Origin of the sequence: Bradyrhizobium sp. LCT2 (assembly GCF_009931255.1) — a bacterium.
GTDB lineage: Bacteria > Pseudomonadota > Alphaproteobacteria > Rhizobiales > Xanthobacteraceae > Bradyrhizobium > Bradyrhizobium diazoefficiens.
In genome coordinates this window covers 1,810,943-1,834,840 of sequence record NZ_CP034432.1, presented here as the reverse complement: position 1 = coordinate 1,834,840, position 23,898 = coordinate 1,810,943, and the positions used below count along the sequence as shown (strand labels likewise).

General features: G+C 65.9%; 24 protein-coding genes and 1 pseudogene. 11 read left to right on the top strand and 14 right to left on the bottom strand.

Features of this window, described 5'->3' with window-relative positions:
* Positions 1 to 19: 19 nt before the first annotated feature.
* Positions 20 to 967, bottom strand: coding sequence for a TAXI family TRAP transporter solute-binding subunit (locus EI171_RS09295; protein ID WP_028173606.1), 948 nt, complete (start codon positions 965 to 967; stop codon positions 20 to 22).
* 193 nt (positions 968 to 1,160) lie between these two features.
* Positions 1,161 to 1,640: a hypothetical protein gene (locus EI171_RS09290; RefSeq protein ID WP_028173607.1), complete on the bottom strand. Its 480-nt coding sequence runs from the start codon at positions 1,638 to 1,640 to the stop codon at positions 1,161 to 1,163.
* 195 nt (positions 1,641 to 1,835) lie between these two features.
* On the opposite strand from EI171_RS09290, the gene EI171_RS09285 reads away from it, so the two are divergent.
* The gene (locus tag EI171_RS09285) at positions 1,836 to 2,138 is read left to right on the top strand and encodes a hypothetical protein (protein WP_011084117.1); all 303 of its coding nucleotides are present in this window, start codon (positions 1,836 to 1,838) and stop codon (positions 2,136 to 2,138) included.
* A gap of 113 nt (positions 2,139 to 2,251) precedes the next feature.
* Here the strand turns inward: EI171_RS09285 and EI171_RS09280 are convergent, their stop codons facing one another.
* Positions 2,252 to 3,466 (bottom strand): hypothetical protein, encoded by a 1,215-nt coding sequence (locus EI171_RS09280; RefSeq protein WP_161533183.1) that lies wholly within the window; start codon positions 3,464 to 3,466, stop codon positions 2,252 to 2,254.
* 56 nt (positions 3,467 to 3,522) lie between these two features.
* A complete protein-coding gene (locus EI171_RS09275) occupies positions 3,523 to 4,152 on the bottom strand; it encodes a CoA pyrophosphatase (RefSeq protein WP_161533182.1) in 630 nt (209 codons plus the stop codon).
* Between the two features lie 68 nt (positions 4,153 to 4,220).
* On the opposite strand from EI171_RS09275, the pseudogene EI171_RS09270 reads away from it, so the two are divergent.
* From EI171_RS09270 to EI171_RS09240, 7 genes and pseudogenes are all read left to right on the top strand, one after another.
* Positions 4,221 to 4,645, top strand: a pseudogene (locus EI171_RS09270) (PaaI family thioesterase).
* Between the two features lie 336 nt (positions 4,646 to 4,981).
* Positions 4,982 to 5,992: an aldo/keto reductase gene (locus EI171_RS09265; protein WP_161533181.1), complete on the top strand. Its 1,011-nt coding sequence runs from the start codon at positions 4,982 to 4,984 to the stop codon at positions 5,990 to 5,992.
* 15 nt (positions 5,993 to 6,007) lie between these two features.
* Entirely contained in the window at positions 6,008 to 7,321 is a 1,314-nt protein-coding gene (locus tag EI171_RS09260) for a tetratricopeptide repeat protein (RefSeq protein WP_161533180.1), read from the top strand.
* Positions 7,322 to 7,354: 33 nt separating this feature from the next.
* Positions 7,355 to 8,173, top strand: coding sequence for a CoA transferase subunit A (locus EI171_RS09255; protein ID WP_011084111.1), 819 nt, complete (start codon positions 7,355 to 7,357; stop codon positions 8,171 to 8,173).
* Complete coding sequence (locus EI171_RS09250) at positions 8,173 to 8,916, top strand: CoA transferase (RefSeq protein ID WP_011084110.1); 744 nt, start codon at positions 8,173 to 8,175, stop codon at positions 8,914 to 8,916. The genes EI171_RS09255 and EI171_RS09250 overlap by 1 nt, the downstream gene beginning before the upstream one ends.
* Before the next feature lie 203 nt (positions 8,917 to 9,119).
* Positions 9,120 to 9,698, top strand: a complete 579-nt coding sequence (locus tag EI171_RS09245) for a hypothetical protein (RefSeq protein ID WP_028173616.1) — start codon at positions 9,120 to 9,122, stop codon at positions 9,696 to 9,698.
* A 141-nt stretch (positions 9,699 to 9,839) separates the two neighbouring features.
* The gene (locus EI171_RS09240; protein ID WP_161533179.1) at positions 9,840 to 11,696 is read left to right on the top strand and encodes an ATP-binding protein; all 1,857 of its coding nucleotides are present in this window, start codon (positions 9,840 to 9,842) and stop codon (positions 11,694 to 11,696) included.
* A 41-nt stretch (positions 11,697 to 11,737) separates the two neighbouring features.
* Here EI171_RS09240 and EI171_RS09235 read toward each other — a convergent pair whose 3' ends face one another.
* Together EI171_RS09235 and EI171_RS09230 are read right to left on the bottom strand one after the other, a co-directional pair.
* Complete coding sequence (locus tag EI171_RS09235; RefSeq protein ID WP_371740483.1) at positions 11,738 to 13,336, bottom strand: oleate hydratase; 1,599 nt, start codon at positions 13,334 to 13,336, stop codon at positions 11,738 to 11,740.
* Positions 13,337 to 13,567: 231 nt separating this feature from the next.
* Positions 13,568 to 15,379, bottom strand: coding sequence for a long-chain fatty acid--CoA ligase (locus EI171_RS09230; RefSeq protein ID WP_161533176.1), 1,812 nt, complete (start codon positions 15,377 to 15,379; stop codon positions 13,568 to 13,570).
* A 110-nt stretch (positions 15,380 to 15,489) separates the two neighbouring features.
* Here EI171_RS09230 and EI171_RS09225 point away from each other — a divergent pair, with 110 nt between their 5' ends.
* The 3 genes from EI171_RS09225 to EI171_RS09215 all read left to right on the top strand — a co-directional run bounded on the left by EI171_RS09225 (position 15,490) and on the right by EI171_RS09215 (position 17,034).
* Positions 15,490 to 15,837, top strand: coding sequence for a DUF3088 domain-containing protein (locus tag EI171_RS09225; RefSeq protein WP_161533175.1), 348 nt, complete (start codon positions 15,490 to 15,492; stop codon positions 15,835 to 15,837).
* 142 nt (positions 15,838 to 15,979) lie between these two features.
* Positions 15,980 to 16,549, top strand: coding sequence for a cysteine hydrolase family protein (locus tag EI171_RS09220; RefSeq protein WP_161533174.1), 570 nt, complete (start codon positions 15,980 to 15,982; stop codon positions 16,547 to 16,549).
* A gap of 164 nt (positions 16,550 to 16,713) precedes the next feature.
* The gene (locus EI171_RS09215; protein ID WP_161533173.1) at positions 16,714 to 17,034 is read left to right on the top strand and encodes a hypothetical protein; all 321 of its coding nucleotides are present in this window, start codon (positions 16,714 to 16,716) and stop codon (positions 17,032 to 17,034) included.
* Between the two features lie 49 nt (positions 17,035 to 17,083).
* Here EI171_RS09215 and EI171_RS09210 read toward each other — a convergent pair whose 3' ends face one another.
* The 8 genes from EI171_RS09210 to madL form a co-directional block, all read right to left on the bottom strand.
* Complete coding sequence (locus EI171_RS09210; protein ID WP_161533172.1) at positions 17,084 to 18,355, bottom strand: NAD(P)/FAD-dependent oxidoreductase; 1,272 nt, start codon at positions 18,353 to 18,355, stop codon at positions 17,084 to 17,086.
* Positions 18,356 to 18,365: 10 nt separating this feature from the next.
* A complete protein-coding gene (locus EI171_RS09205; protein WP_161533171.1) occupies positions 18,366 to 19,076 on the bottom strand; it encodes a dihydrofolate reductase family protein in 711 nt (236 codons plus the stop codon).
* A 19-nt stretch (positions 19,077 to 19,095) separates the two neighbouring features.
* A complete protein-coding gene (locus tag EI171_RS09200) occupies positions 19,096 to 19,764 on the bottom strand; it encodes an FABP family protein (protein WP_161533170.1) in 669 nt (222 codons plus the stop codon).
* 218 nt (positions 19,765 to 19,982) lie between these two features.
* Positions 19,983 to 20,162, bottom strand: coding sequence for a hypothetical protein (locus tag EI171_RS09195; RefSeq protein ID WP_161533169.1), 180 nt, complete (start codon positions 20,160 to 20,162; stop codon positions 19,983 to 19,985).
* Between the two features lie 136 nt (positions 20,163 to 20,298).
* Entirely contained in the window at positions 20,299 to 21,618 is a 1,320-nt protein-coding gene (locus EI171_RS09190) for an aminotransferase class V-fold PLP-dependent enzyme (RefSeq protein ID WP_161533168.1), read from the bottom strand.
* Positions 21,619 to 21,839: 221 nt separating this feature from the next.
* Positions 21,840 to 22,559, bottom strand: a complete 720-nt coding sequence (locus tag EI171_RS09185) for a GntR family transcriptional regulator (RefSeq protein WP_161533167.1) — start codon at positions 22,557 to 22,559, stop codon at positions 21,840 to 21,842.
* Positions 22,560 to 23,324 carry a malonate transporter subunit MadM gene (gene madM, locus EI171_RS09180; protein WP_011084096.1) on the bottom strand — a complete coding sequence of 255 codons (765 nt, stop codon included), beginning with the start codon at positions 23,322 to 23,324 and terminating at the stop codon, positions 22,560 to 22,562. It abuts the gene before it with no gap.
* A complete protein-coding gene (madL, locus tag EI171_RS09175) occupies positions 23,321 to 23,755 on the bottom strand; it encodes a malonate transporter subunit MadL (protein WP_028173629.1) in 435 nt (144 codons plus the stop codon). Before madL ends, madM begins: the two co-directional genes overlap by 4 nt.
* Positions 23,756 to 23,898 lie beyond the last annotated feature (143 nt).

Below are 23,898 nucleotides of genomic sequence, written 5' to 3'. Positions count from 1 at the left end.
CCGGAATGACAGCGGAGAATTACTTGATCAGCCCCTTTTCCTTGTAATAGCGGATCGCGCCGGGGTGCAGCGGAACCGGGCTGCCGGTGGCGGCCGTCTCGAGCTTGATCTCCTTGCCGGCCGCGTGGGCATTCTGCAACTCCGGCAGCGACTCGTAGACCAGCTTGGTCATCTGGTAGGCGAGATCGTCGGACACCGCCGAGCTGGTCACGAGATAGTTGACCACGGCCGCGGTCGGCACGTCCTTGTCCTGGCCCGTATAGGTGTTGGCGGGAATGGTCGCCGCGATGAAGGGCGGGCCGATCTTGTCGACGGTCTCCTTCGGCACCGACACCACCGTGATCGGGCTCGAGGTGGAGAGATCCTTCAGCGAGGCCACACCGAGCCCGGCCGATTGCAGCGTCGCACCCAACTGGCGATTCTTCATGAGGTCGACGGATTCGGCGAACGGCAGATACTCCACCTTGCCGAGGTCCTTGTAGCTCATGCCGGCCGCGCTGAGAATCGCGCGGGAGTTCAGCTCGGTGCCCGACTTCGGCGCGCCGACCGACAGGCTCTTGGCCTTGAGGTCGGCCAGCGTCTTGATGCCGCTCTCGGTGGTCGCGACGATCTGGATGTAGTTCGGATAGATCGCGCCGATGGTCCTGAGCTTGTCGAGCTTGGTCTTGAAGCCGGCTTCCTCGTCGCCGTCCCAGGCCGCCTTGAGCGAGTCGCCCAGCGTGAACGCGAGCTCGCCGCGGCCCTGCTGGAGCAGGATCAGGTTCTCGACCGACGCCTTGGTGGCCTGCACCTGCGTCTTCACGTTCGGGATCTTGTCGCCGTAGATCTTCCCGATCGCGACCCCGAGCGGGTAGTAGACGCCGGAGGTGCCTCCGGTCAGCACGTTGATGAAGGATTGCGCATGCGCGCAAGGCGCCGAAGCCGCCAGAGCAAGAGCCGCGGCCACGCCGAAAATCGTCCGTTTCATGATTTCTGTACTCCCCAAACCGGCGGGGAAATTGGCCGGATGAGGGGGGCGGGTCAACCCATCCAATAGGCAAAACAGGACTGCGGTAAACAGCCGTTCCGGCTCGACTTTTGGGGAACCCGACGGGTGCGGCGACGTGGCGCAGCCGGATCGCGGCGCGCCCGAACGCATCGTGTTCGAGCGCGCAATCTGCTCACTGGAACGTCATGTCCAGGCACTTGGAGATGTCGGAGCCGAGGCCGGAGGAGATGATGATGCAGCCGCGCACCTTCTGCGCGGTGACGTCAGCAGCCCAGACCGAGTAGCCGCCGGGGCCGAAGAACGAATTGGTGTTCGGCGGCTCGGTCTCGGTGGCGTCGAAGTCGTAATGTCCGTCGGTCTCGAAGATGCGCGGCTTCTTGGTGCAGCCGCCGTCGGTCTGGACGTTGATGACTTCCTTGTTGTCCCGGGTCAGGGCCAGCGATACCTGGCAACGGAAATATTCCGAGGTCCTGGTGTTGAAGAGATAGGTGTAGGACTTGCAGGTCGCCGTGTTCAGCTTGCCCGGGGCAAGGCCGCGGCTGCACGAGATCCGCTGGTTGTGGCTGAGCTGGTAATCATCGGCCCGGGCGGCCGGAGCCAGCGCCGTAAGCAACAGCGCGGCAGCCGAGCAGGCTTTAATGACATGGTTCATTCGAATCATCCCCACCAATATTTTTGTCGAATTGCGTTCTAGACGGAAAGCGGAACATAGTCGCGAGGGGACGAAGGGAAAATCACAAACTGCTGGACAAGACGTGATGCGCCGCGGCGCTTTCGCGAATTGACCCGAAAATGCCGTTCGTGATTTGTTCAAGCCGGGCACCCCGACGATGGGGAGGATAGGATCATGGTATTTTCAACGAAGACATTTGCAATCGCAGCCGCGCTCGGCGCATTCACAGCACCCGCATTGGCGCAGACCGAGGCGACGCCCTGGGAGCTCAAGCCCGACATGGGCTACGCCTATGACAGGGACGGCAAGACTTATTCCTACAAGATGGGCACCAGCAATGCCGGCGAGCTGCTGAAGGGCGCCAAGAAGGTGCCGAAGGGCACGCTGTTCTTCATCGGCCACAACGGCCAGCTCTACATGCGTAGCGGCCCGTATCTCGAAGGCGACGGCAAGTTCAAGTTCGGGCCGGACCAGTAGGCACGGCGCCGTAGGGTGGGCAAAGGCGCGTTAGCGCCGTGCCCACCACCTGTCAGCACACTCTGGTCGAAAGCAGTGGGCACGCTTCGCTTTGCCCACCCTACGGCAGCGTCCTAAAACGCCCCCGCCAGCTCCCGCGCGCCGGCATTGTTGCTGTTGCTGTCCATCCGCGTATCCGTCACCGCGAGCAGCTTCGCCACCGTGTTGTGGCGGATCGCGACCGGGTTGCGCTCGTAGCCGCCGCGCTGGAAGAAGTTCGAGGTCGGCACCTGCTCGCGCATCGCCTGCGGCATCGTCACCATGTCGAGGCCGGTGCCGTCGCCGGTGAGGTTCATCATCTCGAGCTCGGCCGCCGTGAGCGGACGCGCGTAGCCCTTTGCGCGCGCGAACAGCACCGACGTCAGCAGCTTGTGGGTCTGCAGCATCGGTCCGATATCGACGTCGAGCACCATGGCATGCATCGCCCAGCCCTGCGCGGTGTTGCCGATCTTCTCGTGCTCCGACCAGGTGTCCGGCACCGACTTCGCATGCGCCACCATTTTCTTCAGCACGGTGAGCTTGTGCTCGAGCGACTGCCGCGCCGGGCCCGAGGTCCGCGCCACCTTGTCGGAGAGCGCGCGAATGAATTCATGGCCCTGCTCGGCCAGCAGCTCGACGCTGTTGGTGGTCAGGAGCTGGTTGTAGCCCATCGCGGTCGAGATCGCGCGCTTGCCGCCATGCTCGATGCCCGCCTGCACGTCGTAACTGCCGGTGCCGCCGGTCTCGAACGAATAGACCCGCACCGCCTGCTCGCGCGTCAGCCCGGAGGCGAGCGCGTAGCGCGCATAGGCGCGCTTGAACTCGACCTCGCTGGACGGGCGCTGCGGCGTGAACTGGTAGAGCTCCTGCGCCGCACGCAGCAGATCGGCGACGACGGGGATCGGCTTTTTGGTCGGGCGCTCCGGCGTTTCCTCCGGCTCGGGATTCACCGGCCGCTTCGGCCCGTTATACAGCGGCGGATGCTCCAGCACGTAATCGTCGAGCGTGATCTGCTGCCCGCTGCGCCGCTTGGCATTGCGGGTCTTTCGCTTCTCGGAGATCTGGCTCCAATAGGCACCGGCTTCCTCGTCGAAGGCCGCGCGCGCGGCCTGATATTCCTGCAGCTTGCGGCGATATTCGAGCACGGCGGGCGACGCCCCGCCTTGGGCAAAAAACTGCGACAGGAGCTGGGCCTTGGCATCGCGGACGGCGGGCGGCAGCGCGTCGGACGCGCCGCCACGGGCGGCGGGCGCGAGCAGAACGAGCGCGAATGGAACCAGCGCAAGGCTCTTTCGAATCGAATGATGCATGCTGCTCTCTTAACAGGCATCCGGTAACCGTCACGTTAACGCGCCGTTTACCATCGTCACTTCCAGGCGAACACCGGCTGTTCCAGCTCAGTCACGCGGGTCTGCCGCCCCGCCAGCACCTCGCGGAACTGGTAGATCAACGCCGCCGTCGGCGCGTGGATCAGGCTCATCTGGTGGTGAAAGCGGATCACTCGGCGGCTGCTTTCGGGGATCGCGGTGAAATCAAAGGCGTCGTCGCGCTCGATCGTCGCGAGCGCGATGCGATGAACGGAGGCGACCTCGTCCGGGTTCGGACGGATGGCGGCGGCGGCCGTGGCCCAGACCACCACCGGCGTGATCAGATAGCCGGAGCGGGTCGGATAATCGTCGAGCGTGCCGAGCACCTCCGCGCTGGTGAGGCGAAGGCCGAGCTCCTCGTCGAGCTCGCGCAGCGCCGCCTCGACCGGCGTCTCGCCGGCATCACAGCGTCCGCCCGGCAAGGCCCATTGGCCGCGATGAGCGCGCAGGTGCGATGCGCGCAGCGTGAGCAGGAACGCGGTGTCGTCCCCCTCGCCCGCCGCGGTCAGCGCGACCGCCACCGCGGCGCGCTTCAGCGAAGGAGCTGCGCCGTCTTCCGGCAGCCGCGTGAAGGCCGCGCAGGCGGCCGCGATATTCCGCCGTGTGGCATCGTCGAACGGTCTCATCATGCTTGACTACACCACGTCCGCCCCCGATGAAATGAGATCGCAAGGCCTGCAGAGGAATGGACGACGAGATGACCAACAAGGCCGCCGCAAGGCTCAAATCGGAGGGCTGGACCATCCTCGAGACCACGGGCTTCTTGCACTTGATCGGCCCCTTGTGGCAGCGCAAGGTCGACGGTCGCTACGAATTCGCACTCGCCACCGAGGACAAGCATCACAACCGCCGCGGCATGTCCAGGGCGGCGTGATGATGACGTTCGCCGACCGTACCTGCGGCATGACCGCCCGCTACGTCTCCGGCAAGGAGTTCATGGCGACAGTGCAGCTCGACACCCATTTCGTCGAGGCCGGCCAGATCGGCGACATCCTGATCTCCCGCCCGCGCGTGGTGCGCGCGACGCGCAGTCTGATTTTCATGAGCACCGAAGTCAGCGTGGACAACCGCTGTGTGGTGATGGCCAACGGCGTCTTCAAGATCTTGAAGGGGCCGGCGTAGCGGCGCGTTCCGCCGTCGTCCTGGCGAAAGCCAGGACCCATTACCCCTGAGAGAAATTGTAGCGCGAACCGGTAACCGCGAATCTCTGCAAAACCAATTCCTGGGGTAATGGGTCCTGGATCGGCGCTCGCAATTGGACAACGCTACGCGTTGCCAAGCGCTCGCTTGTCCAGGACGACGATGGGGAAACAACGCGCTCCCCCACCCTCGTCATTGCGAGCGCAGCGAGGCAATCAGACGCGTTCCTCGGACGCATCTCTGGATTGCTTCGCTGCGCTCGCAATGACGGAGCGAGATGGCTATGCTGCCGCCACAAGAAGCAGCAAGGATCCGCCCATGCAATACCGCCAGCTCGGCCGCACTGGCCTGAAAGTCTCGCCGATCTGTTTGGGCACCATGATGTTCGGCGGACCGACCGATGAAGCCGCGTCAACGCGGATCATCGCGAAGGCGCATGATGCCGGAATCAATTTCATCGACACCGCCGACGCCTATTCGAAGGGCGGCTCCGAAGAGGTCGTCGGTCGCGCGATCGGCAACAACCGCCATGCCTGGGTGCTGGCGACCAAGCTCGCCAACCCCATGGGCGACGATCCCAACCGCGTCGGCCTGTCGCGGCGCTGGGTGTTGCAGGCCGCGGACGAAAGCCTCAAGCGGCTCGGCACCGACCACATCGACATCTACTATCTGCACAAGGAGGACCATGCGACGCCGCTGGAGGAGACGGTGCGCGCGATGGGCGATCTGATCCGCGCGGGCAAGGTGCGCTATTTCGGCGTCTCGAACTATCGCGCCTGGCGCGTCGCCGAGATCTGCAACATCTGCGACCGGCTCGGCATCGACCGGCCCGCGGTGAGCCAACCCTATTACAACGCGATGAACCGCATGCCCGAGGTCGAGCACTTTCCGGCCTGCGCCTACTACGGCCTCGGCATCGTGCCCTATAGCCCCTTGGCGCGCGGCGTGCTCACCGGCAAGTACAAGCCGGATGCAGCCCCGGACAAGGAGACGCGTGCGGGGCGCAACGACACCCGCATGATGCAGACGGAATGGCGGCCGGAGTCGCTCCAGCTCGCGCAGGAGATCAAGAGCCATGCCGAGACGAAAGGCATCACCGCCGGCCAGTTCGCGGTCGCCTGGGTGCTGAACTCCGCTTTCGTCTCCTCGATTGTGGCGGGCCCGCGCACCGAGGAGCAGTGGGACGGCTACATCAGCGCACTCGACTATCGCTTCACCAGCGAGGACGAAGCCCTGATCGACCGCCTGGTGACGCCGGGCCATCCCTCGACACCGGGCTACAACGATCCGGCCTATCCGATCGAAGGCCGCCGCGCGCGGACGGCATAACAGCGGGAGGCGACGATGGCGCATGAAGACCGCTACGGCCTGCCGCTTTCCACCGCATCCGATGCCGCGGCATCCGCCTATCGCGAAGGCGTCGACCTCATGCTGGCGGGCTGGACCGGTACGGCGGAGACGCTGGAGCGCGCCATCGCCGCCGATCCGGACTTTGCGCTTCCCCTTATCGCCCGCGCCCGCGTGCATGCCTTCTACCAGCAGGGCGACCTCGCGCGGCAGAAGGCGGCGGCCGCGCGAGAGCTCGTTGCAAAGCGCGGCACGGAGCGCGAGCGTTCGCATGTCGAGACCCTGGCGCTGGCGATCGAGGGCCGACTGCCCGAGTCGATTGAGGCGACGCTGAAACACGTCGAGGCATGGCCGCGCGATGCCGTGGTGTTGTCGCTGCCGCTCGGCGCGTTCGGCCTGTTCGCCTTCTCCGGCATGGCCGATCACGACCGCGCGCGGCATGAGCTGTGCGAGCGCGTCGCGCGGCATTATGGCGAAGACTGGTGGTTCCTCACCATGTCCGGCTGGGCGATGACCGAGAACGGCGACGTAGCCCGCGGCCGCGGCATCACCGAGCGCGGCTTCGCCCTGCGCCGGCAGAATGCCCATGCCGCGCACGCCGTGCTGCATGCGATGTTCGAGGACGGCTCGATCGAGGCGGCCGACCGTCTCGTCGACGAGTGGATTCCCACTTACGACCGCGCCGGAATCCTGCACGGCCACATCCGCTGGCACCAGGCGCTCGGCGCGCTCGAGCATGGCGACGCCGCACGCGCACTTGCGATCTATGCCGACGTGCTGCAGCCCTCCGCGACGCAGGCGCCGCCGCTCAACGTCGTCACCGACGGCGCCTCGCTGCTCTGGCGCCTGTCCGCTTATGGCCACGCCGTGCCGCAGGAACTCTGGCTCGACGCCGACGCCGCCGCGCAAAAGCTGTTTCCGAAATCGAGCTTGCCGTTCGCCGACGTCCATATGGCGCTGTTCGCGGCCGCAACGCAAAACCGCGACGCCCTCGCCGCGCGCCTTGCCGTGATCGAGCAGCGGGTCGCCGAGGGCAAGCTGCCGGCCGGCCCCGTGGTGCCGGCGATCTGCCGCGCACTGGCGGCCTTTGCGGACGAGGACTATGCGGCCTGCGTGCGGACGCTCGCGCCCGCGCTCGCCGACGTCGTCCGCATCGGCGGCAGCCACGCCCAGCGCGAATTGATCGAGGACACCTTTATTGTCGCTCTCATGCGCGGCGGCGAGCTGGCGCGCGCGCGCAGCATGCTCGACGCCCGCCTGCATCGCCGCCCCTCCCTGCGCGATACGCGCTGGCAGGCGGCGTTGGCTTGAGGCAGGATAAGAAAAACAAAGCGGAGGACGCCCATGACCGAGATCGTTGCACTGGAGGCGCTGGCCGGTCGCGTTGCATCGGGGCAATCGCTGGCCGTCCCCGTGGACCGCTCCGGCGTCGCGATGGCCGCGACCGCCGCCATCATCGCAGCCGGCATCGATAATCTTCATCTGGTCTGCGTCCCCATCAGCGGCATGCAGGCCGATCTCCTGATCGGTGCCGGTGCGGTCAGGACGCTCGAGACCAGCGCCATCTCGCTCGGCGAAGCCGGCGGCGCGCCGCGTTTCGGCGCCGCGGTGCGGGCGGGTAGCGTGACGCTGCGCGATGCCACCTGCCCCGCGATTCACGCCGGCCTGATGGCGGCGCAACACGGCGTGCCCTTCATGCCGATCGCCGGCATCATCGGCAGCGATCTGCTCGAGGTGCGGCCGGACTGGAAGGTGATCGACAGTCCGGTCGGCGAGGCGCGCAAGGTGGTGGTGGTGCCGGCGATCAAGCCCGACGTTGCGCTGTTTCATGCGCCGGAGGCCGACCGTGCCGGCAATATCAGGATCGGCCGTTTCCGCGAGCTCGCCACCATGGCCTATGCCGCCAAGCGCACGCTGGTCACCGTCGAGCGCATCGTCGACCACGATCTGTTCGAGACGGAGGATTCCGCCGCCGGCGTGCTGCCCTCGCTCTATGTCGACGCCATCGCGGTTGCCGAGCGCGGCGCCTGGCCGCTGGCGCTGTGGAATGAATATCCCGCCGACGAGGCCGAGATCGCGCGCTATGCGGCGATGGCGCGCAGCGAGGACGGCTTCCGAGCCTATCTCTCGACCTTCCTGTCCCATCGCAAGCAGGTGGCCTGATGTCATCGGAACGCGAACGGCGCGAAATCCTGATCACCACCATCGCCGACCTGCTCGACGGCATCCGTCACGTCGCGGTCGGCGCATCGTCGCCGATCCCCGCAGCCGGTGCGATGCTGCTGCGCGCACGCAACGAACTCTGTGGCAAACCGCCGGTGCGCATCTCGATCCTGGGATCGCAGCGGCATAATTTCTTCACCAATGGCGGCATCGAGCTGTTCGACTGCGCCGCGCAGGGAAGGGTCGACGCGTTCTTTCTCGGCGGTGGCCAGATCGACGGCGCGGGCAACATCAACCTCGTCGGCACCGGCGATTACCCGAAGACCGATGTGCGCTGGCCCGGCTCGTTCGGCTCGGCCTATCTCTACCATCTCATTCCGCGCGTGATCCTGTTTCGCGAGGAGCACACCCCGCGCGTGTTCGTGCCGAAGGTCGACTTCGTCAGCGCCCGGGCGACCACACCGGAGGTCCCTCGCCGCGGCGGGCCATACGCACTCCTGACCAACATGGCGCTGTTCGACTTCGACCGCGAGGCAGGCGGCTTCGCCCTGCGCTCGGTGCATCCGCCCTTCACGCCGGCCGACATCAGGGAAAATACCGGCTTCACCTATGAAGAGCCGGAGGTCGTGCGGGAAACCGCGCGGCCCGATTCCGCAACCCTGGCATTGCTGCGCGGCCGGATTTTCGACGAGCTCGCCGAGACTTACCCGGCCTTTGCAAGGACCATGAAGCAGGCGGCGTGACCCTCCGGTTCTGCCACGAAAAAAACACTGGCCTGACGGCAAGTGCCTGCCGGGATGGTTGGGCGATTTTGGGCGAATCGCCGATGGGTGGCGCGGTGGTATTCCAGACGGGCTTGGCGGCACAAACGGGATCGCAACCAATTTGCGGTTCGATGGTTGTTGAGCGGAACCTTTCCGCGGTCCCCTGGCCTATGAGCCTCACGATGCGCCTCTGCCGACCGGCCCTCGCAGCAGCCTTCGTTGTCCTCGCAAGCCCTTGTTTTGCTGAGTCTTCCAGGCCGATTCCCGTCAACAATCAGCCGGCGCAGCAGACCGCCTTCATCGATCTGCTGGCGCTGATGTCCGGCCACTGCAAGACGCTCAAGGTCGCGGGGCGTACCCTTGCCTGCAAGACGGTGGCCTACGCCCATGGCGACACGGGCCGGGTCAATTTCGCCGTCGCTGTCGACGACCCCACTGATGCGAACCACGTCGTGTCGTTCTCCGGCGAGAACGGCAAGCGGGCCGACGACAACTCCTACGAGCTGCCGATCGACCGCATGCTGCTCAACTCCAAGGACCGGCCCAAGGTCGACGGCCTGCCGGTGCCGGCGGAGCAGACCTCCACCGGAATCTGCCGCCAGACCGGCAATTTCGCCGCCCGGAAGGTGACGGACGTCACCTGCTCCGCCACCGACAGCGAGGGCCGGAAGTACGAGCTCCTGTTCGTCTCCGACGGCACGCCGGTAAGCGTGCGCCGCATCAGGCAATCGTCGCCGTCGATCCAGGATCCGTTCAAGTAGCGGCCCCTTGTGTCGCCCTGCTTGTCACCGGGGTGAGCACGCATCCTTCCGTTGAAACTCCAGGTCAGGCGGTTATGCTCTCGCGTGCATCCTCATTGAGGAGACCCGATTGCATCCAGAGGCGAGGCCGAGAGTCCGGCAATGCGTGTGATCCGCGGGCTCGCGCGCATCCTGATCGCCTGCTTGTTCGCTGGCCTCTCGCGTGAATGCGTCGCAGCCGACGGCCCCCAGCAGCGTTCGGTCCTGGTTCTGGAAGAAGCCGATTTTCGCTCGCCCTTTTATTCGGAGATCTTTGCCGGAATCCGCACCGCCGCGAAGCAGAACGGGAAGAGCAACACGGTGATCTACGGCGAAAGCCTCGATCTCGCCCGCTTCCCGGGACCGGACTATGAATTGAGCCTGGTCGGTCACCTCAAGACCAAATATGCGCAGCGGCCGATCGACGTCATCGTTTCGATCGGCGTCGCATCGGCGAAATTCCTTCAGAAGCGGAAGCAGGACATCTGGCCCGCCGCGCCCGTGGTATACGGCTTCGTTCCCGACCTGCCTGAGACGCGCGCGCTGTTCCTGCCCGATACGACGGCCGTCTTCGCCAGAGTGAGGCCGACACACCTCCTGACCGCAGCGCGCGCAATCGTTCCCGACCTGACCCGTGTCGTCCTGGTGGGCGAGGCCTGGAAGAATCCGCTGGTGTACGGACATTGGAAGCAGGACTTCGCGGCCGCAATGCCCGATCTCGAAGTCATCGATCTGTCCGGCGCGGTGCTGCGTGAGGTCCGCAGTCGCGTCGCTTCCCTGCCCGACCGCTCCGCGATCCTGACCTCGGCGATGTATTCCGACGGCGAAGGCACCTATTACGCCCCGGCCTCGGCGCTCGCACGCGTTGCCGAGAGTGCGAACCGCCCGATCATCATAACGTCCGATACGTTCCTCGGACGGTCGGGCGTGGGCGGCTTCCTGCTGCTGCCCGAAATCATCGGGCGGGAAGCCGGCGAAGTGGCGATGCGGATCCTCGACGGCGAAGCGCCCTCGAGCATCGCACCGTTCAGCGGAAACAACGTGAGGCCGATCTTCGACTGGCGGCAGCTGAAACGCTGGAATGTGGACGAAGCCAATCTGCCCCCCGGCAGCGAGGTGCGTTTCCGCCAACCGACCTTCTGGGAGCAGTATTACTGGCACTCCGCGATCATTGCAGGCGTGGTGCTGGTGCAGGCGCTGATGATCACCATTCTGCTGCGCGAGCGCCGTCTGCGCTTCGTGGCCGAGGTCGAGGCGCGCCAGCGCATGTCGGAGCTCGCCCACATGAACCGCCGCGCGACCGCGGGAGAGATGTCCGTCTCGCTCGCACACGAGCTGAACCAGCCGCTCGCCGCCATTCTGATCAATGCCGAGACGGCCCAGCAGATATTACAGAGTCCGGCGCCCGACCTCGGCGAGATCAGGGACATCCTGGACCACATCCGCCGTGACGATCAGCGGGCCGCCGAAGTCATCGGCCGGCTGCGCTCGTTTCTGAAGCGAGACCCGGCCGAACGGCGCGAGCTCGACCTCAATGCCACCGTCGGCGAGGTGTTTCGATTCCTCTCCGTGCAGGCCCTGACCCACGATGTTGAACTCGTCATGCAACCGTCGTCCGCAGACATTCGCGTGAAAGGCGACAAGATTCAGCTCCAGCAGGCCATCCTCAATCTCGTCGTGAACGGCATGGAGGCTGTGGCCCATCTTCCGGACGAGCGGCGCCGCGTCGTCGGACGAACCAGTCTCACCGAGGGCAACCTCGCCCTTGTCTCCATCGCCGACAAGGGCGACGGCATCCTCGCGGAGAAAGTCGCCGAGATCTTCAAGCCGTTCTTCACGACCAAGGCGCAAGGCATGGGCATAGGCCTCTCGATCGCGCATACCATCGTCCAGGCGCATGGCGGCCGCATCTGGGCCGAAAACGTCCCGTCAGGGGGCGTCGTTTTTCACGTCAGCCTGCCGCTGGCAGCGCCGCGATAGGCGCCGTCGCGTGCGCCGGCGACGTCATCCCGGCGAAAGCCTCAAGCGAACGCCTTCTCCAGGGTCGCGAAGATCACCGCGAGCGACTTGTCATGGCGGGTCACCGGCGGCACCGGGCGCTCGATCTTCATGAGCTGATAGACCGCCATCTGCGCCGCGCGCACCGAATATTCGACGGTGAACACGACGTCGTCGGGGATCTCGACGAACTGGCTGACGAAGGCAAGGTTGACCGAATTCCTGGGCACCGGCAGCGGCCGGTCGGTCACGTTGCGCGGCATGAACATGCTGGTGATGTAGGGCATGCGGCAGGGAATGCAGGTCGCAGTCTCGAACACGTCGCGATCGAAATTCAGGTGCCCGCACAGCTCGTTCAGGATGTCGGCGCCGCCGCACTCGGACATCGGCCTCCCGACGAAATTGCCGATGCGGTCCGGATGCAGCGCATAGCCCCAGAACACCTGAACGTCCTTCGGCTGGCCGGCGAAATGCGGCTGATGATACAGCACCGCCGACATCAACCAGTTGGAATCCCGGAACGTCACCAGCCCGCCGGTGCCGGCCCTGTTGCCCGAGAACGCCTCCATCTTGTCGAAGAAGCGCGGATCGCGGCAGGTGACGGTGAAGGACAGCCAGTACGATTCCGGGATCGAGCTGTTGAACGCGGACGGATTGCCGAATTCGGGACGTCCTTGCGCGATCGTCTCCCACAGCGCCCAGCCCTGGCTGTCGGCCTTGGTCAGGTGCGGCGGCGGCTCGGTCATGGTGCCCAGGCTCGAAGCATCCGTCATCGAGCCGTTCTGGAAGAACACGAGATCGCCGTCCTCGAGGCGGACATTGGCGGTGCGGCCGTCGCGATCGAGCACGAGCTGGCGCACGCGCACGCGTCCGGCCTCGTCTTCGAGCGTCATGTCGGTGACACTTGTGCCGCGCACGAACTGCACGCCTTGCCGCTTCAGCCAGTCGGCAAGCGGCTGTACGATCGCGTCATACTGGTTGTAGACGGTACGCTTAACCCCGGCGAGGGTCTCGATGCGCGGGAATTCGTTCATGAACCGGTGCAGATAGCGCTTCAGCTCGACCGCGCTGTGCCAGGGCTGGAAGGCGAAAGTGGTCTGCCACATGTACCAGAAATTGGACTCGAAGAATTTTGGCGATAGCCAGTCGGTGATGCGGCTGTTGCCGAGCGTCTCCTCCGAGGCCTCGGTGAGCCGCAGCAGCTCGAGCCGGTCGCGCGCGGAAAAGCCCATGTGGGAGACGTCGATCTTGAAGCGGTTGCGGTCAACCAGCCGCGCCCGCGAATGCGCCGGGTTCTCCTCGTTGAACGCGACGGTCTCGTCGCGCACGCTCAGGCCCGGACGCTCGAGCGAGGGGATGCTCGACAGCAGGTCCCAGGTGCATTCGTAATGGTCGGTGGTGAGCATGCGCCCGCCGCGCAGCGAATAGGCGCCGTTCGCGAGCATTGCGCCGTCGAGGCTGCCGCCGACCAGCGGCTGCGCCTCGTAGATCACGATGTCGCGACCCGGCAGCTGCGCGTCGCGAACCAGGAACGCCGCGCCCGCGAGCGATCCGATGCCACCACCGACGAAATACGCCTTCATGACTTGCCTCGATTGCAATTCGAACTTTCGCGGCGACATTGCATGAGGGCCAGCGAGCGAAGTTGCGCTGGATCAAGCGCGATGGACACGGCGTTCAAGAGGATGTGAGCGCTCTCTTTCTCTCCCTCTCCCCGTTCTTACGGGGAGAGGGTCGGGGTGAGGGGCTGCTTCAGCAATGACGGTGAGAGTTATACTCGCGGAGGCTCCCCCTCACCCATATCGCATCTTCGATGCGATATGGCCTCTCCCCGCAAGCGGGAGAGGCGAAGATCAGGCCGGCTTCTTCGCGTAGATCTGCGCGATCTCCTCGGCGAAGCGGTGTTCGAGCGCGGGGCGCTTGTTCTTCAGCGTCGGCGTGAGCAGGCCGCTAGCAATGGTCCAGGGGTCCAGCGTCCACCATACCGCGCGCGGCGTCGCGTAGGACGGATAGGCCTTCACGGCCGCTGCGATTCGCGCAAGCAGCGCGGCCCGCTCCGCCGCACCGCCTTGCTTGCCGCTCGCAGCCAACCTTTCCTTCTCCTGCACCCAGGCCTTGGCGTTGAGCACAACCAGCGCGGCGAGGAACGGACGCTGCTCGCCGACCACCAGCGCCTGCTCGAACAGGGGATCGGCCAGGATCGCGGTCTCGAGATCGACCGGCGCGATCTTCTCGCCGGTGGACGTCACGAGGATATCCTTGATGCGGCCGGTGATGGTGATGCGCCCGTTCTCGATGCGGGCCTGGTCGCCGGTGTGCAGCCAGCCATCGGCCTCCTTCACGCGGCGCGTCTCCTCGGGCCTGTGCCAGTAGCCTAGCATCACGCTTGGGCCACGCACCAGCAGCTCGTCGTTCTCACCCAGCCTGGCCTCGACGCCGTCGAGCACATGGCCGACCGAGCGCGGATCGTTGTCCTCGGGGGTGTTGACCGAAACCACCGGCGAGGTCTCGGTCATGCCGTAGCCCTGGAGAATGTCGAGCCCGAGTGCGAGAAACAGACGAATGACGGGCTCGGCGATCGGCGCGCCGCCGGAAACCGCGACGCGCAACCGGCCGCCGAGCTGCGCCAGCACCTTGTCGGCGACGAGCTGCTTCAGCAGCGGCCAGGCCAGCCGGTCGAGCAGCGACAGTGCGCCGCGTCCCTGCCGCGCGTCGAACCGGCGGCCGCCGACGGCAATCGTGAGATCGAGCAGCGCCCGCTCGATGCTTCCGGCCGATGCGCGGTGCTGCATGATCAGCGCGTAGACGCGCTCGTAGATCCGCGGCACTGAGACCAGCACCGTCGGCCGCACATGCTTGAGGTCGTCCCCGAGTTGCGGCACCGAGCGCGCATAGGCGACGCAGGCCCCGGCCGCGATCGGATAGTAATAGCCGCCGGTGCGCTCGAACGTGTGCGAGAGCGGCAGGAAGGACAGAAAGACGTCGTCGGGCGACGCCGCGATGCGATGCGCGATCGCCTTCACATTGGCGACAACGTTGTCATGCGACAGCATCACGCCCTTCGGCCGCCCGGTCGTGCCCGAGGTGTAGACGATGGCGGCAAGATCGTCCGGCGCCACCGCGACGTCGGACAATGGCGCGGTCGCGCCAGGCGCGGACGCAAGCCACTGGTCGAGCGCGACGATGCGTGCATCGGCCGGCACCGGTCCGGTCATGTCGGCACAGACGATGCGCTTGAGCGCATCAAGCGGCTGGCCGGTGGCCACGATCGCCTGCCAGCGCGCCAGCGTATCGACGAACAGCAGTAGCGCGCCGGAATCGGCGAGGATGTAGGCGATGCTGTCGGGGTTGTCGACGGCATGCATTGGCACCGGCACGAGACCGCGCGACAGCGACGCCTGGTCCATCGCGATATGCGCAATGCCGTTCGGCATCAGGATGGCGACGCGCTCGCCCGGCGAAAAATTCTCCGCGGCCAGCGCCCGCCGCCACAGCTCGAATTCCGCGTCGATCTCGTGCCAGGACTGGCTGACCCAGCGCCCGGCATGCGCGTCGAAATGGCGATAGGCTTCTGCCGCCGGCGTCGCCTCGACGCGCCAGCGCAGCAGCTCAGGCAGTGTCTTCACGTCGGCGAGCGTCTGCGGTTGACTGATCGGCCCCGGCATGGCGTCCTTTCCTTCACCGTCGATTCCCATGAATCTGGGGGCTCGACACTAGGCCGGCCAGCCCTCGCCGCCTTGATCCTCAGCAAGGCGGCCATGCTTCGGAGCGATCCATGACGCGCGACCTGCTGTTTCTGCTGCGCCCGGGGTTCGAGAACCCGGCCTATCCGGGCCGGCGCTTCTATTGCTGGCATTGCGCGCTGATGGAGGGCGTGCTCGCTTCGTTTCCGGCGCTCGCCGAAAAGCTCGACGTCGAGCGCATCGCGTGGCCGCAGCCGCGGCAGGCCGTGATCGCGCTGGTCGGGGAGGAGAACCAGTCGCTGCCGCTGCTCGTGCTGGCAGACGGCGCGACATCGCGGCACCAGACCGGCAACCACCGCGGCCGCGCCTTCATCGCCGACAAGGACGCCATCCTCGCCGCGCTCTCCGAACGCCACAGCTTTCCCGATCCGCATCCGTAGGAACGTCGACGTAGCCCGGATGGAGCGCAGCGCAATTCGGGCCACGGACCTGCAATGACGTCGCGAAACGAGGGAAGATTGGCATTGCGCTTCCCGATCGCCTCGCATATTCGGCCCGACAAGCCGTCCGAAAGGTCCGATCATGCCGCACCCCCTCCCCGCCCTCATCGTCGTCGACGTCCAGCGCGCGTTCGACGAATGGGAGGCGGCGGGCAAGCGCCGCAACAATCCGGACGCGGTGGCCCGCATCGTCGATCTGCTCGCGGCGTTCAGGGCAAACGGTGCGCCGATCTTTCATATCCGCCACGAGGGCACGAAGCCGAATTCGTCGTTTCTGCCATCGCGCTCCGGCTACGCCGTCAAGGACGAGGCGCGCGAACAGGATGGCGAGCCTGTGACCGTCAAGCGCGTCAACAGCGCCTTCATCGGCACGGACCTCGAAGCGCGCCTGCGCGCAAGCGGCATCACCACGCTCGTCATTTGCGGCGCCACCACCAACCATTGCGTGGAGACGACGACGCGGATGGCCGGCAATCTCGGCTTCGACACGCGGCTCGTGCGCGATGCCACCTGGACCTTCGACCGGATCGGACCCGACGGCGACGCACATTCCGCCGAGGAAGTCCATGCGATGACGCTGTCGAATCTCGACGGCGAGTTCGCGCGCATCGTCACCGCGGGCGAGGTGATCGCATCATTCGCGGCGAAGTGATGGCAGCAGTGCGATCAATGCCGGCGATGCGACAATAAATCTCACGCCGCGCGATCATCCGCGCCGAATCGGACAGCACGTGCTGCGTCGTTTCGACGCCCGCACTAGCCGGAACGCAACCAGCGCCCATGTGTTGTCACACGACATTCAACTGGAGTGATGACATGAAGTATCTCATTGTCGCGATGGTCGTCGGTGCTGCGGCGCTTGCCGGCGGATCGGCGGCGAACGCGGCCAACACCACAAGCGCGAAGCAAAGCGCGCGGGGAGGCCAGCCGACCGACATCAGCGCGCAGCACAGGCACCACCATCATGGCTATCGCCATCATCAATGGCGCCATCACCACCATGGCTACTATCGTCCGCACTACCGGAGCTACGGCTATTACCCGCGGCACCACGGTTACTACGGCGGCGGACCGTACGGATATTACGGTGGCGGCGGCCCGGGCGTGACCTTCAGCTTCGGCGGCAACCGCTGGTAAACCGGCGGTCGCCTGCGAACGAAAGGCCCGCGACCACGCGGGCCTTTTTTCATCCCCGCAAGATCATCCCCGCCGTCTCCAGTCCGCTCGCCAGCGCCGCCTCGACCGTGCCCATGTCGCGGCCGCGATAGAGCGCTTCGCCGGAGAACAGCACCGCTCCGTCGGCGCGCGCGAGCATGGTTTGCGCCGCGCGCGTGCGCGGCGTGGCCCAGGAATAGGCGCCGCGGGCGAACGGATCCTGCCCCCAATTGGTCGCTGTGGCCGCGACGAGGTCGCGCGCGACGTCTTCGCGCGACAGGCCGAAGATGGTGGCGAGCGAACCAAGCCCGGCCTCGATCAACGCCTGCGGATCGAGGCCTTGCAGCTCCGCCGTCCGCGGGCCACCGAACCAGCCGGTGAGCACGGGATGCTGCTCCGGATAGCGCGTCCACCACACCGGGATGGTCCGGTCCGACAGCAGGAAGGTCATATCCGCAAGATCCGGCTTTCGCTCGCGCCACCATGGCCGCGCAAACCGCAGCAGGATCTTGACGACGTTGCCGAAGCCGATGTCGTCGGCAGCCGCCGCCTTCGCGCGCACGCTCGCCGGAAGCGCGATCTCGCGCAGCAGCGGCAGCGGCACCGTGAGGATCACGCGGTCGCAGCGATGCACCCCGCCGCCGGCACCGCGAACGACCACCGCGCCGCCCTCGTCCTCGATCGCCGACACCACGCAGCCGAGGCGGACCGCCGCGCCATGCCTGCGGCACTCGGCGGCGAGAAAATCGATCAGCGCGCCATAGCCGCCATCGATGCGCGCCTGCGTGTGGAGCCCGCCGTCCATCCATTCCTCGCGCAGCGCCAGCGTGGAGGCGCGCTCGGGATCGGCGGCATCGTAGCCCTCGACCATCCGCTCGATCGAATAGCGCAGCCCGTCATACTCGGGTCCGGCAAAATGACGGCGCAGGAAATCGGCGACGGTGAGGTCGTCCTTCAAATTCCCGAGCACGGCATGCAGCTCCGCCTCGTGCGGATCATGGCGATCCTCACGCGAGAAATTTGCACCGTCAAATCTCCATAGCGTGCCTTCGATCTCCTGAAGGGACAGCCCCGCCTCGCGCAGCAGGGCGCGTGTCACCGGGGCATCGCCATGGACGAATTCGGCGCCGCCATCGGCGGGGTAGCCGAACTCCGCCGCCGGCAGCGGGTGGATGCGCCCGCCGCAGCGGTCGCGTGCTTCCAGGACCGTCACCTTCTTGCCCGCGCGCGCGAGCTCGCGCCCCGCCATCAGGCCAGCCGCGCCGGCACCGACGATGACGATATGCTGTGGTTTGTCCGACATGCCGGTGCTTTTACTTACCCACGGCCTGCGGATCGTTCTTGATCAGGTAGCGCAACAGCAGGACACCGCTGCCGAGCTCCCGCACCCCCTCCAGCGTCATCGCGGCGAGGGGCGCGCGCTTGTCGCTGTCGGCTTCCGTCGAAGAGAACACGAAGGGCGCGCCGCTTGCGCCATCCACCGCGGGGCTGAGGATCAGGTTGAATTCGTCGATGAGCCCGGCGCGCAGGAACGCGCCATTGGCGACGCCGCCGCCCTCAACCAGCAGGCGCTTCACGCCGAGCTCGCGGTTGAGGATGTCCACAGCCAGCGCGAGGTCGATCTCCGACTCGCCGGCGAAGATGTAGGACACACCCTCGGCGCGCAGGCCTGCAAGATGCGAATCCGGCACGCCCTCTGTCAGCACCACGACAATCGGATCGCCGCCGATATCGGAGCGGCCCCAGCCAATCTTGCCCTGCGCGTCGAGCACGACGCCATAAGTCTTTGCATCACGCCGCGCAAACCAGTTCTGACGCGGAAACGTCTCGCCCGAGGTCGCGGGATAGGGCTTGCCCTTGGCGAACTCCGAGCCGGTGACGCGGCCGATCACCCAGGCATCGCCACCAAGCTCGTCATGGATCTTCTCGAACCAGTCCGTGCCCGCGCCCTTCGGACGCCAGCGGCTGGGGTGCGTGCGGCCGTCCAGGCTGGAATGCATCAGACAGATGACATACGGCTTCATGCAAATCTCCGGACCGCGCTCAACCCGCCGTTCCGCTGCCGCCGCTCTTGGCGCGATCGTTGACGATCACCGCGAGCGGATTGAGCTTTGGCGGCGCAACGAGCTGGAGCGTGTTGCTGTCGCGATGATTGAACGGCGCGCCGCGGACGAACAACTCGGTCTGGATCAGGTAGGTCCAGCTTCCGTCGTCGTTGAAGGTGATGTCGCAGCGGTAAGCGTCGGTGCGGAAGGCCTGTTCCAGGAAGTCGGTCGAGCAGATCCCGTAAGCGGTGTCGCCGCGCTTCGCCGTGACCGAAATTTTCCTGTCATCAGGTCCGGCCTTGCCCGAGGCGAGCAGCACCTGCCCGCGCGGGATCGCCAGCGTCTGCATGATCAGCCCGGTCGCGGGCTCCCACAGCCAGTAGCCCACCTGGTCGTGGAAGGTGATGTCCTCCTCGGGCGTGTTGATGTGGATGTGATAGCGCAGGCCGTAGAACAGCTGCGGGCCGTTGGCCTGCGGATCGATCGGGTCCATCCGAATGCGCTCGATGAAGGTCCGCCGCTCCGGTCCTTCGGCCTTCGGGTTGACGTCGATCCCCTTGTCGGCCTGCCAGCTGCCTGCGAGACGGCGCAGCGGGCCGAGATTGGCGAGACCGTCGGGCGAGACGTTCTCGGGCTCGGTGAAGATGTCGGCGGGAAGGGGAAGCATGAGTGTCCTCGCGGGAAGTTGCGGGGAGCAGCAATAGCACGGAGGCGGCAACATGGCTCGTGCTCAAGCCTCACAATCGCGAATGGACATCCGCGCCACGCGCAGGCGATCGGTGGCCTTCCAGGGAGTTCGCGGGGGAAAATACGAAGCGCGGTCTCAATGGCTTGAACCGCGAAGCGGAGCCGAACCGATTGGGTTCGGCTCCGTCGCAAGGACGTCTAGTGGCGGTGGTCGCGGACCTCCGGCTGATTGCGGTGGTCGCGAACGATGGTCCGATTGCGATGGTCGCGCACGACGGGCGGGTCGCGATGGTCGCGGACGATGGTCGTCGCGTTCGAGGGCATCACCACGCTTGCCAATGCGATCGCTGCGAGAGCCACAAGGATGTAATTGCGCATGAGTCTTATCCTTTGCCTGGTGGATCACTGCGAGCCACCTGACAACAAGCTAGATTGACCGGCTCGAATGATATGTGCCGGCGATCACGCGATGATTGTCGATGCGCTGGCCGATTGCACTCCGCCCCGAGCGGGTTCAGCCCGACTTCGTACCCGTGATGGCGGCAAGCGCCTCGACGAGCCGGTCGAGATCGGCCTCCTCGGTGTAGAGCGCCGGCGTCACGCGGATGCATTGGCCCTTGGCGACGCCAGCCCGGCGAACCGTCAGGACCTTGTAGGTGTCCCTGAGCTTCGCCACGACGGCGTCGTTGTCGGCCTTGCCCGTCTTGCCGGCGAGGCGGAAGGACGTGATCGCACCATAGAGGCCAGCCTCGTCCGGCGTCAGGATCTCGATGTCCTTGAAGCCGCGAACGCGGCTGACCCAGTAGTCGCGCAGGTAGCGCAGGCGGGCCTGTTTCGCCGCAGCGCCGATCTGCTGATGCAGTTCGACGGCCGCGGGCACCGTCAGCACCGTCGCGAAATTGACCGTGCCGGTGTGGACGCGCGAGCGGATGTCGGTCGCCGGAAAATCCTCGTCGCCGAGGTCACGGTCGACGTCGGCGAGGCGGTCCTTCCTGATGTAGAGGAAGCCGACGCCCACCGGCGCGCCGATCCATTTGTGCAAGTTGAAGCCGACAAAATCGACCTCGATCTCGCCCACCCTGAAGTCCATCTGTCCCCAGGAATGAGCGGCGTCGAGGATGACATCGACGCCCTTCGCCTTGGCCATGCGGGCGATCTCGGTGACCGGCATGACAAGGCCGGTGCGATGGCTGACATGGGTGAGGAGGAGCAGCCTGGTCTTCGGATTCGCCTCGAGCGCGCGGGCATAGGCATCGAGCACGGCCTGACGGGTGGCCGGCTCCGGCACGTCGAACTTGACCACGTCGACACCGCGGCGCGCCTTGAGAGCGTTCATGGCGTATTGCATCGAATCGTAGTCGAGGTCGGCGTAGAGCACGCTGTCGCCGGGCCTCAGCTTGTTGTATCCGCCGATGAGCAGCTGCAGCGCTTCGGTCGCGCCGCGGGTGAGCGCGATTTCCTCGGGCGCAGCTCCAACCGCCTCCGCCACCCTGGCCCGCACGGCCTCGAAATCCGCGCCCGCGCGCTGCCGCGCGTAATAGGTGTTCTGATAGTTGACCATATCGGACAGGCGGATGAACTCGCGCCGCACGGGCTCGGCCATGATGCCCCAGAAGCCGTTCTCCAGATTGACGACATCGGGCGTCACGGCATAGAGCCCCTTCACGGCCGTCCAATAGGCCTTGTCGGTGGCGATTGCGACCGCCGATCCGGTCGGCTGTGCCGGCAGGCCCTCGGCGGCAAAAGCCGGCGCCGCCAGCGGCGCGACAGCTGCGGCCACGAGGCCCTTCAGGATCGACCGGCGGTCGGAAGAAATTGTCTTGATCAGATGCATGTCCGCCCTCCGCGATGCGCGGCGAAAGGAGCAGCGATCAATGGAACGCCGATGACAGGGCGGTGACAGTCTGATGATGCCGGAGCGTGGCGCTGGCAGGGCGTGCGATCCGATTGGCCGCACACACCGGCCTCGTCAGAACGGGAAAGCTGTGCGCCCTGCTGGTAACTCACGCCCGCACCGATCTGGTTAGTTTCAACAGCGGCTCACAACGGCAATCGTCAGGTGTTGTCGGATGCAGGTCCATCGGCCTGTCCGCCGAGGCGATCATCGATGTAGCGCCGAAGCGCCGCGGCCGCGTTCAACATATGCGCCCGCATCCTGCGCGATGCGGTCTCGCCATCGCCTTCGGCGATCGCCTGCATGATGACGTCATGCTCGTCGCGGGACTTGCGAATGCGATCGCCGTGCCGCAATTGCGTGCGGCGAAAAGCGCTGAGACGCGAGCGGACATCCTGCGCCTGCTCTGCCAGAAACGAGTTGTGCGTCGCCCGGTAGATGCATTCGTGGAATTCCCGGTTGAACGCGTCATAGGCATCGACGTCATTGGCCTCGACCATCTTCAGCGAGGCGTCATGCAGCTCGATCAAATGGCTGCGCTCGAGCGGGGTCATGCGATAGGTCGCGAGCCTGACGCACATCGCCTCCACCTCGGCACTGGTCTCGAACATGTCCATGATGCGCTCGGGCGTCATCCGCGCCACGACGAGGCCGCGCCGCCCCCGCACTTCGACCAGGCCGCTGACCACGAGCTGGCGAAGCGCCTCCCGCACCGGCGTGCGGGAGGCCCCGAAGCGATCGGCCAGCAGCTGCTCTTCCAGGGCGGAACCGGCGACCAGCGCACCCGAGGCGATCTCGTCGGTGAGCGCGTTGCGGATGCGATCGGAGAGCAGCCCGCCATCGTCCTCGGCGTCGGCTGCGACTTTCAACAATCCTGCCATTCAGCCTCCCGTGATCGCGCGCACCGCGAAGTAAAGAACAGAGGGCGCGACCAGACACCCGAGCCCGGTGTGGAACGTCGCCGTCAACGCACCGTAGGGCACCAGGCGCCGGTCCGTCGCCGCCAGCCCTCCGGACACGCCGCTGACCGTTCCCATCAAGCCGCCAAACACCATTGCGCTGCGCGGATTGTTCAGACCGATCATCTTCGCCACGAAGGGCGTACCGATCATGACGATCACCGCCTTGAATACACCGGTCGCGATCGAGAGCGCAATAACCGGCGAGGATGCGCCGATCGCAGCCCCCGTGACCGGCCCCACGATGTAGGTCACCGCGCCGGCGCCGATCGTCGTCATCGAGATGGCATCGGTGTAACCGAATGCCGCGGCGACGAACACGCCCAGAATGAACGGGACGACAGTTCCGAGCCCAAGCGCGACCGCACCGATCGCCCCGGCCTTGCGCGCATGAACGACATCGACCTCGAAGGCGGTGGCGACGATGGCGAAGTCGCGCAGCATGGCTCCGCCCATCAGACCGATCCCGGTCAGCGCCGGCAGGTCGGCGACGCCCTTTTCACCGCCGGTGGCGAGGCCTCCGAAAAAGGCCAGCACGAGACCCAGCATGATCGCGATCGCCGAGCCGTGGATGCGTCCGAAGGTGAGGTATTTCGAGATCGCTCCGGAGACCCACATTAGGATCCCGACGGCCGCGAAAGCGGTGAGCAGCGAGTTTGCAGCAAGAATGTGCGATATCATCGTCATCCGATCCTCCCGGACTTGAAGTGGGGCACGCTGGCCTCGAGCGCCTCTCGCGCCTCGATCTCATCCATGGTCTCGACACGGCCGCTGAGCCGGCCGATCAGGGCCACCATCGCGAAACACACGGCGACCGCGCCGATCCCCGCGATGACGACGATGGGACCGCCTTTGGCCGCAGCGACGACGTTCTGCTGCGCCGCCATGGCGACCACGATCGGAATGTAGAAGCTGCCCCAGAACTCGACGCCGGTCTTGAGACCGTGGCTGAGCAGGCCGTGCCGCACCAGCCAGAGCCGGGCGGCGATCAGGAACATCATCGCAATGCCGACGCCGCCGACATTGGCCTTAACGCCGAGGGCGATGCCAAGCAGGTCCCCCAGGAGGACCCCCAGCAACGTGCAGATGGAGAGCAGCGCTACGCCGGAGACGGTCACGGGCGCCTCCCCTGAACGAACCGAGCTCCGGCCACGCGACTTGGACGCCTTGCATGCATTCGCATCTTAAATCTCCTCCTGTGTATGCGAATATCCATCGCTTATGGGTTTGCGTATACACTAATTGACATTAAGGCGCAATA

Coding starts and splice junctions, on each gene's coding strand:
- EI171_RS09280 (WP_161533183.1), bottom strand. CDS start 3,466: ATGCATCATTCGATTCGAAAGAGCCTTGCGCTGGTTCCATTCGCGCTC.
- EI171_RS09285 (WP_011084117.1), top strand. CDS start 1,836: ATGGTATTTTCAACGAAGACATTTGCAATCGCAGCCGCGCTCGGCGCA.
- EI171_RS09290 (WP_028173607.1), bottom strand. CDS start 1,640: ATGAACCATGTCATTAAAGCCTGCTCGGCTGCCGCGCTGTTGCTTACG.
- EI171_RS09295 (WP_028173606.1), bottom strand. CDS start 967: ATGAAACGGACGATTTTCGGCGTGGCCGCGGCTCTTGCTCTGGCGGCT.
- EI171_RS09205 (WP_161533171.1), bottom strand. CDS start 19,076: ATGAAGCCGTATGTCATCTGTCTGATGCATTCCAGCCTGGACGGCCGC.
- EI171_RS09250 (WP_011084110.1), top strand. CDS start 8,173: ATGTCATCGGAACGCGAACGGCGCGAAATCCTGATCACCACCATCGCC.
- madM (WP_011084096.1), bottom strand. CDS start 23,324: ATGACGATGATATCGCACATTCTTGCTGCAAACTCGCTGCTCACCGCT.
- EI171_RS09275 (WP_161533182.1), bottom strand. CDS start 4,152: ATGATGAGACCGTTCGACGATGCCACACGGCGGAATATCGCGGCCGCC.
- EI171_RS09245 (WP_028173616.1), top strand. CDS start 9,120: ATGCGCCTCTGCCGACCGGCCCTCGCAGCAGCCTTCGTTGTCCTCGCA.
- EI171_RS09200 (WP_161533170.1), bottom strand. CDS start 19,764: ATGCTTCCCCTTCCCGCCGACATCTTCACCGAGCCCGAGAACGTCTCG.
- EI171_RS09190 (WP_161533168.1), bottom strand. CDS start 21,618: ATGCATCTGATCAAGACAATTTCTTCCGACCGCCGGTCGATCCTGAAG.
- EI171_RS09240 (WP_161533179.1), top strand. CDS start 9,840: ATGCGTGTGATCCGCGGGCTCGCGCGCATCCTGATCGCCTGCTTGTTC.
- EI171_RS09225 (WP_161533175.1), top strand. CDS start 15,490: ATGACGCGCGACCTGCTGTTTCTGCTGCGCCCGGGGTTCGAGAACCCG.
- EI171_RS09220 (WP_161533174.1), top strand. CDS start 15,980: ATGCCGCACCCCCTCCCCGCCCTCATCGTCGTCGACGTCCAGCGCGCG.
- EI171_RS09215 (WP_161533173.1), top strand. CDS start 16,714: ATGAAGTATCTCATTGTCGCGATGGTCGTCGGTGCTGCGGCGCTTGCC.
- EI171_RS09260 (WP_161533180.1), top strand. CDS start 6,008: ATGGCGCATGAAGACCGCTACGGCCTGCCGCTTTCCACCGCATCCGAT.
- EI171_RS09235 (WP_371740483.1), bottom strand. CDS start 13,336: ATGTCGCCGCGAAAGTTCGAATTGCAATCGAGGCAAGTCATGAAGGCG.
- EI171_RS09230 (WP_161533176.1), bottom strand. CDS start 15,379: ATGCCGGGGCCGATCAGTCAACCGCAGACGCTCGCCGACGTGAAGACA.
- EI171_RS09210 (WP_161533172.1), bottom strand. CDS start 18,355: ATGTCGGACAAACCACAGCATATCGTCATCGTCGGTGCCGGCGCGGCT.
- EI171_RS09195 (WP_161533169.1), bottom strand. CDS start 20,162: ATGCGCAATTACATCCTTGTGGCTCTCGCAGCGATCGCATTGGCAAGC.
- EI171_RS09185 (WP_161533167.1), bottom strand. CDS start 22,559: ATGGCAGGATTGTTGAAAGTCGCAGCCGACGCCGAGGACGATGGCGGG.
- EI171_RS09255 (WP_011084111.1), top strand. CDS start 7,355: ATGACCGAGATCGTTGCACTGGAGGCGCTGGCCGGTCGCGTTGCATCG.
- EI171_RS09265 (WP_161533181.1), top strand. CDS start 4,982: ATGCAATACCGCCAGCTCGGCCGCACTGGCCTGAAAGTCTCGCCGATC.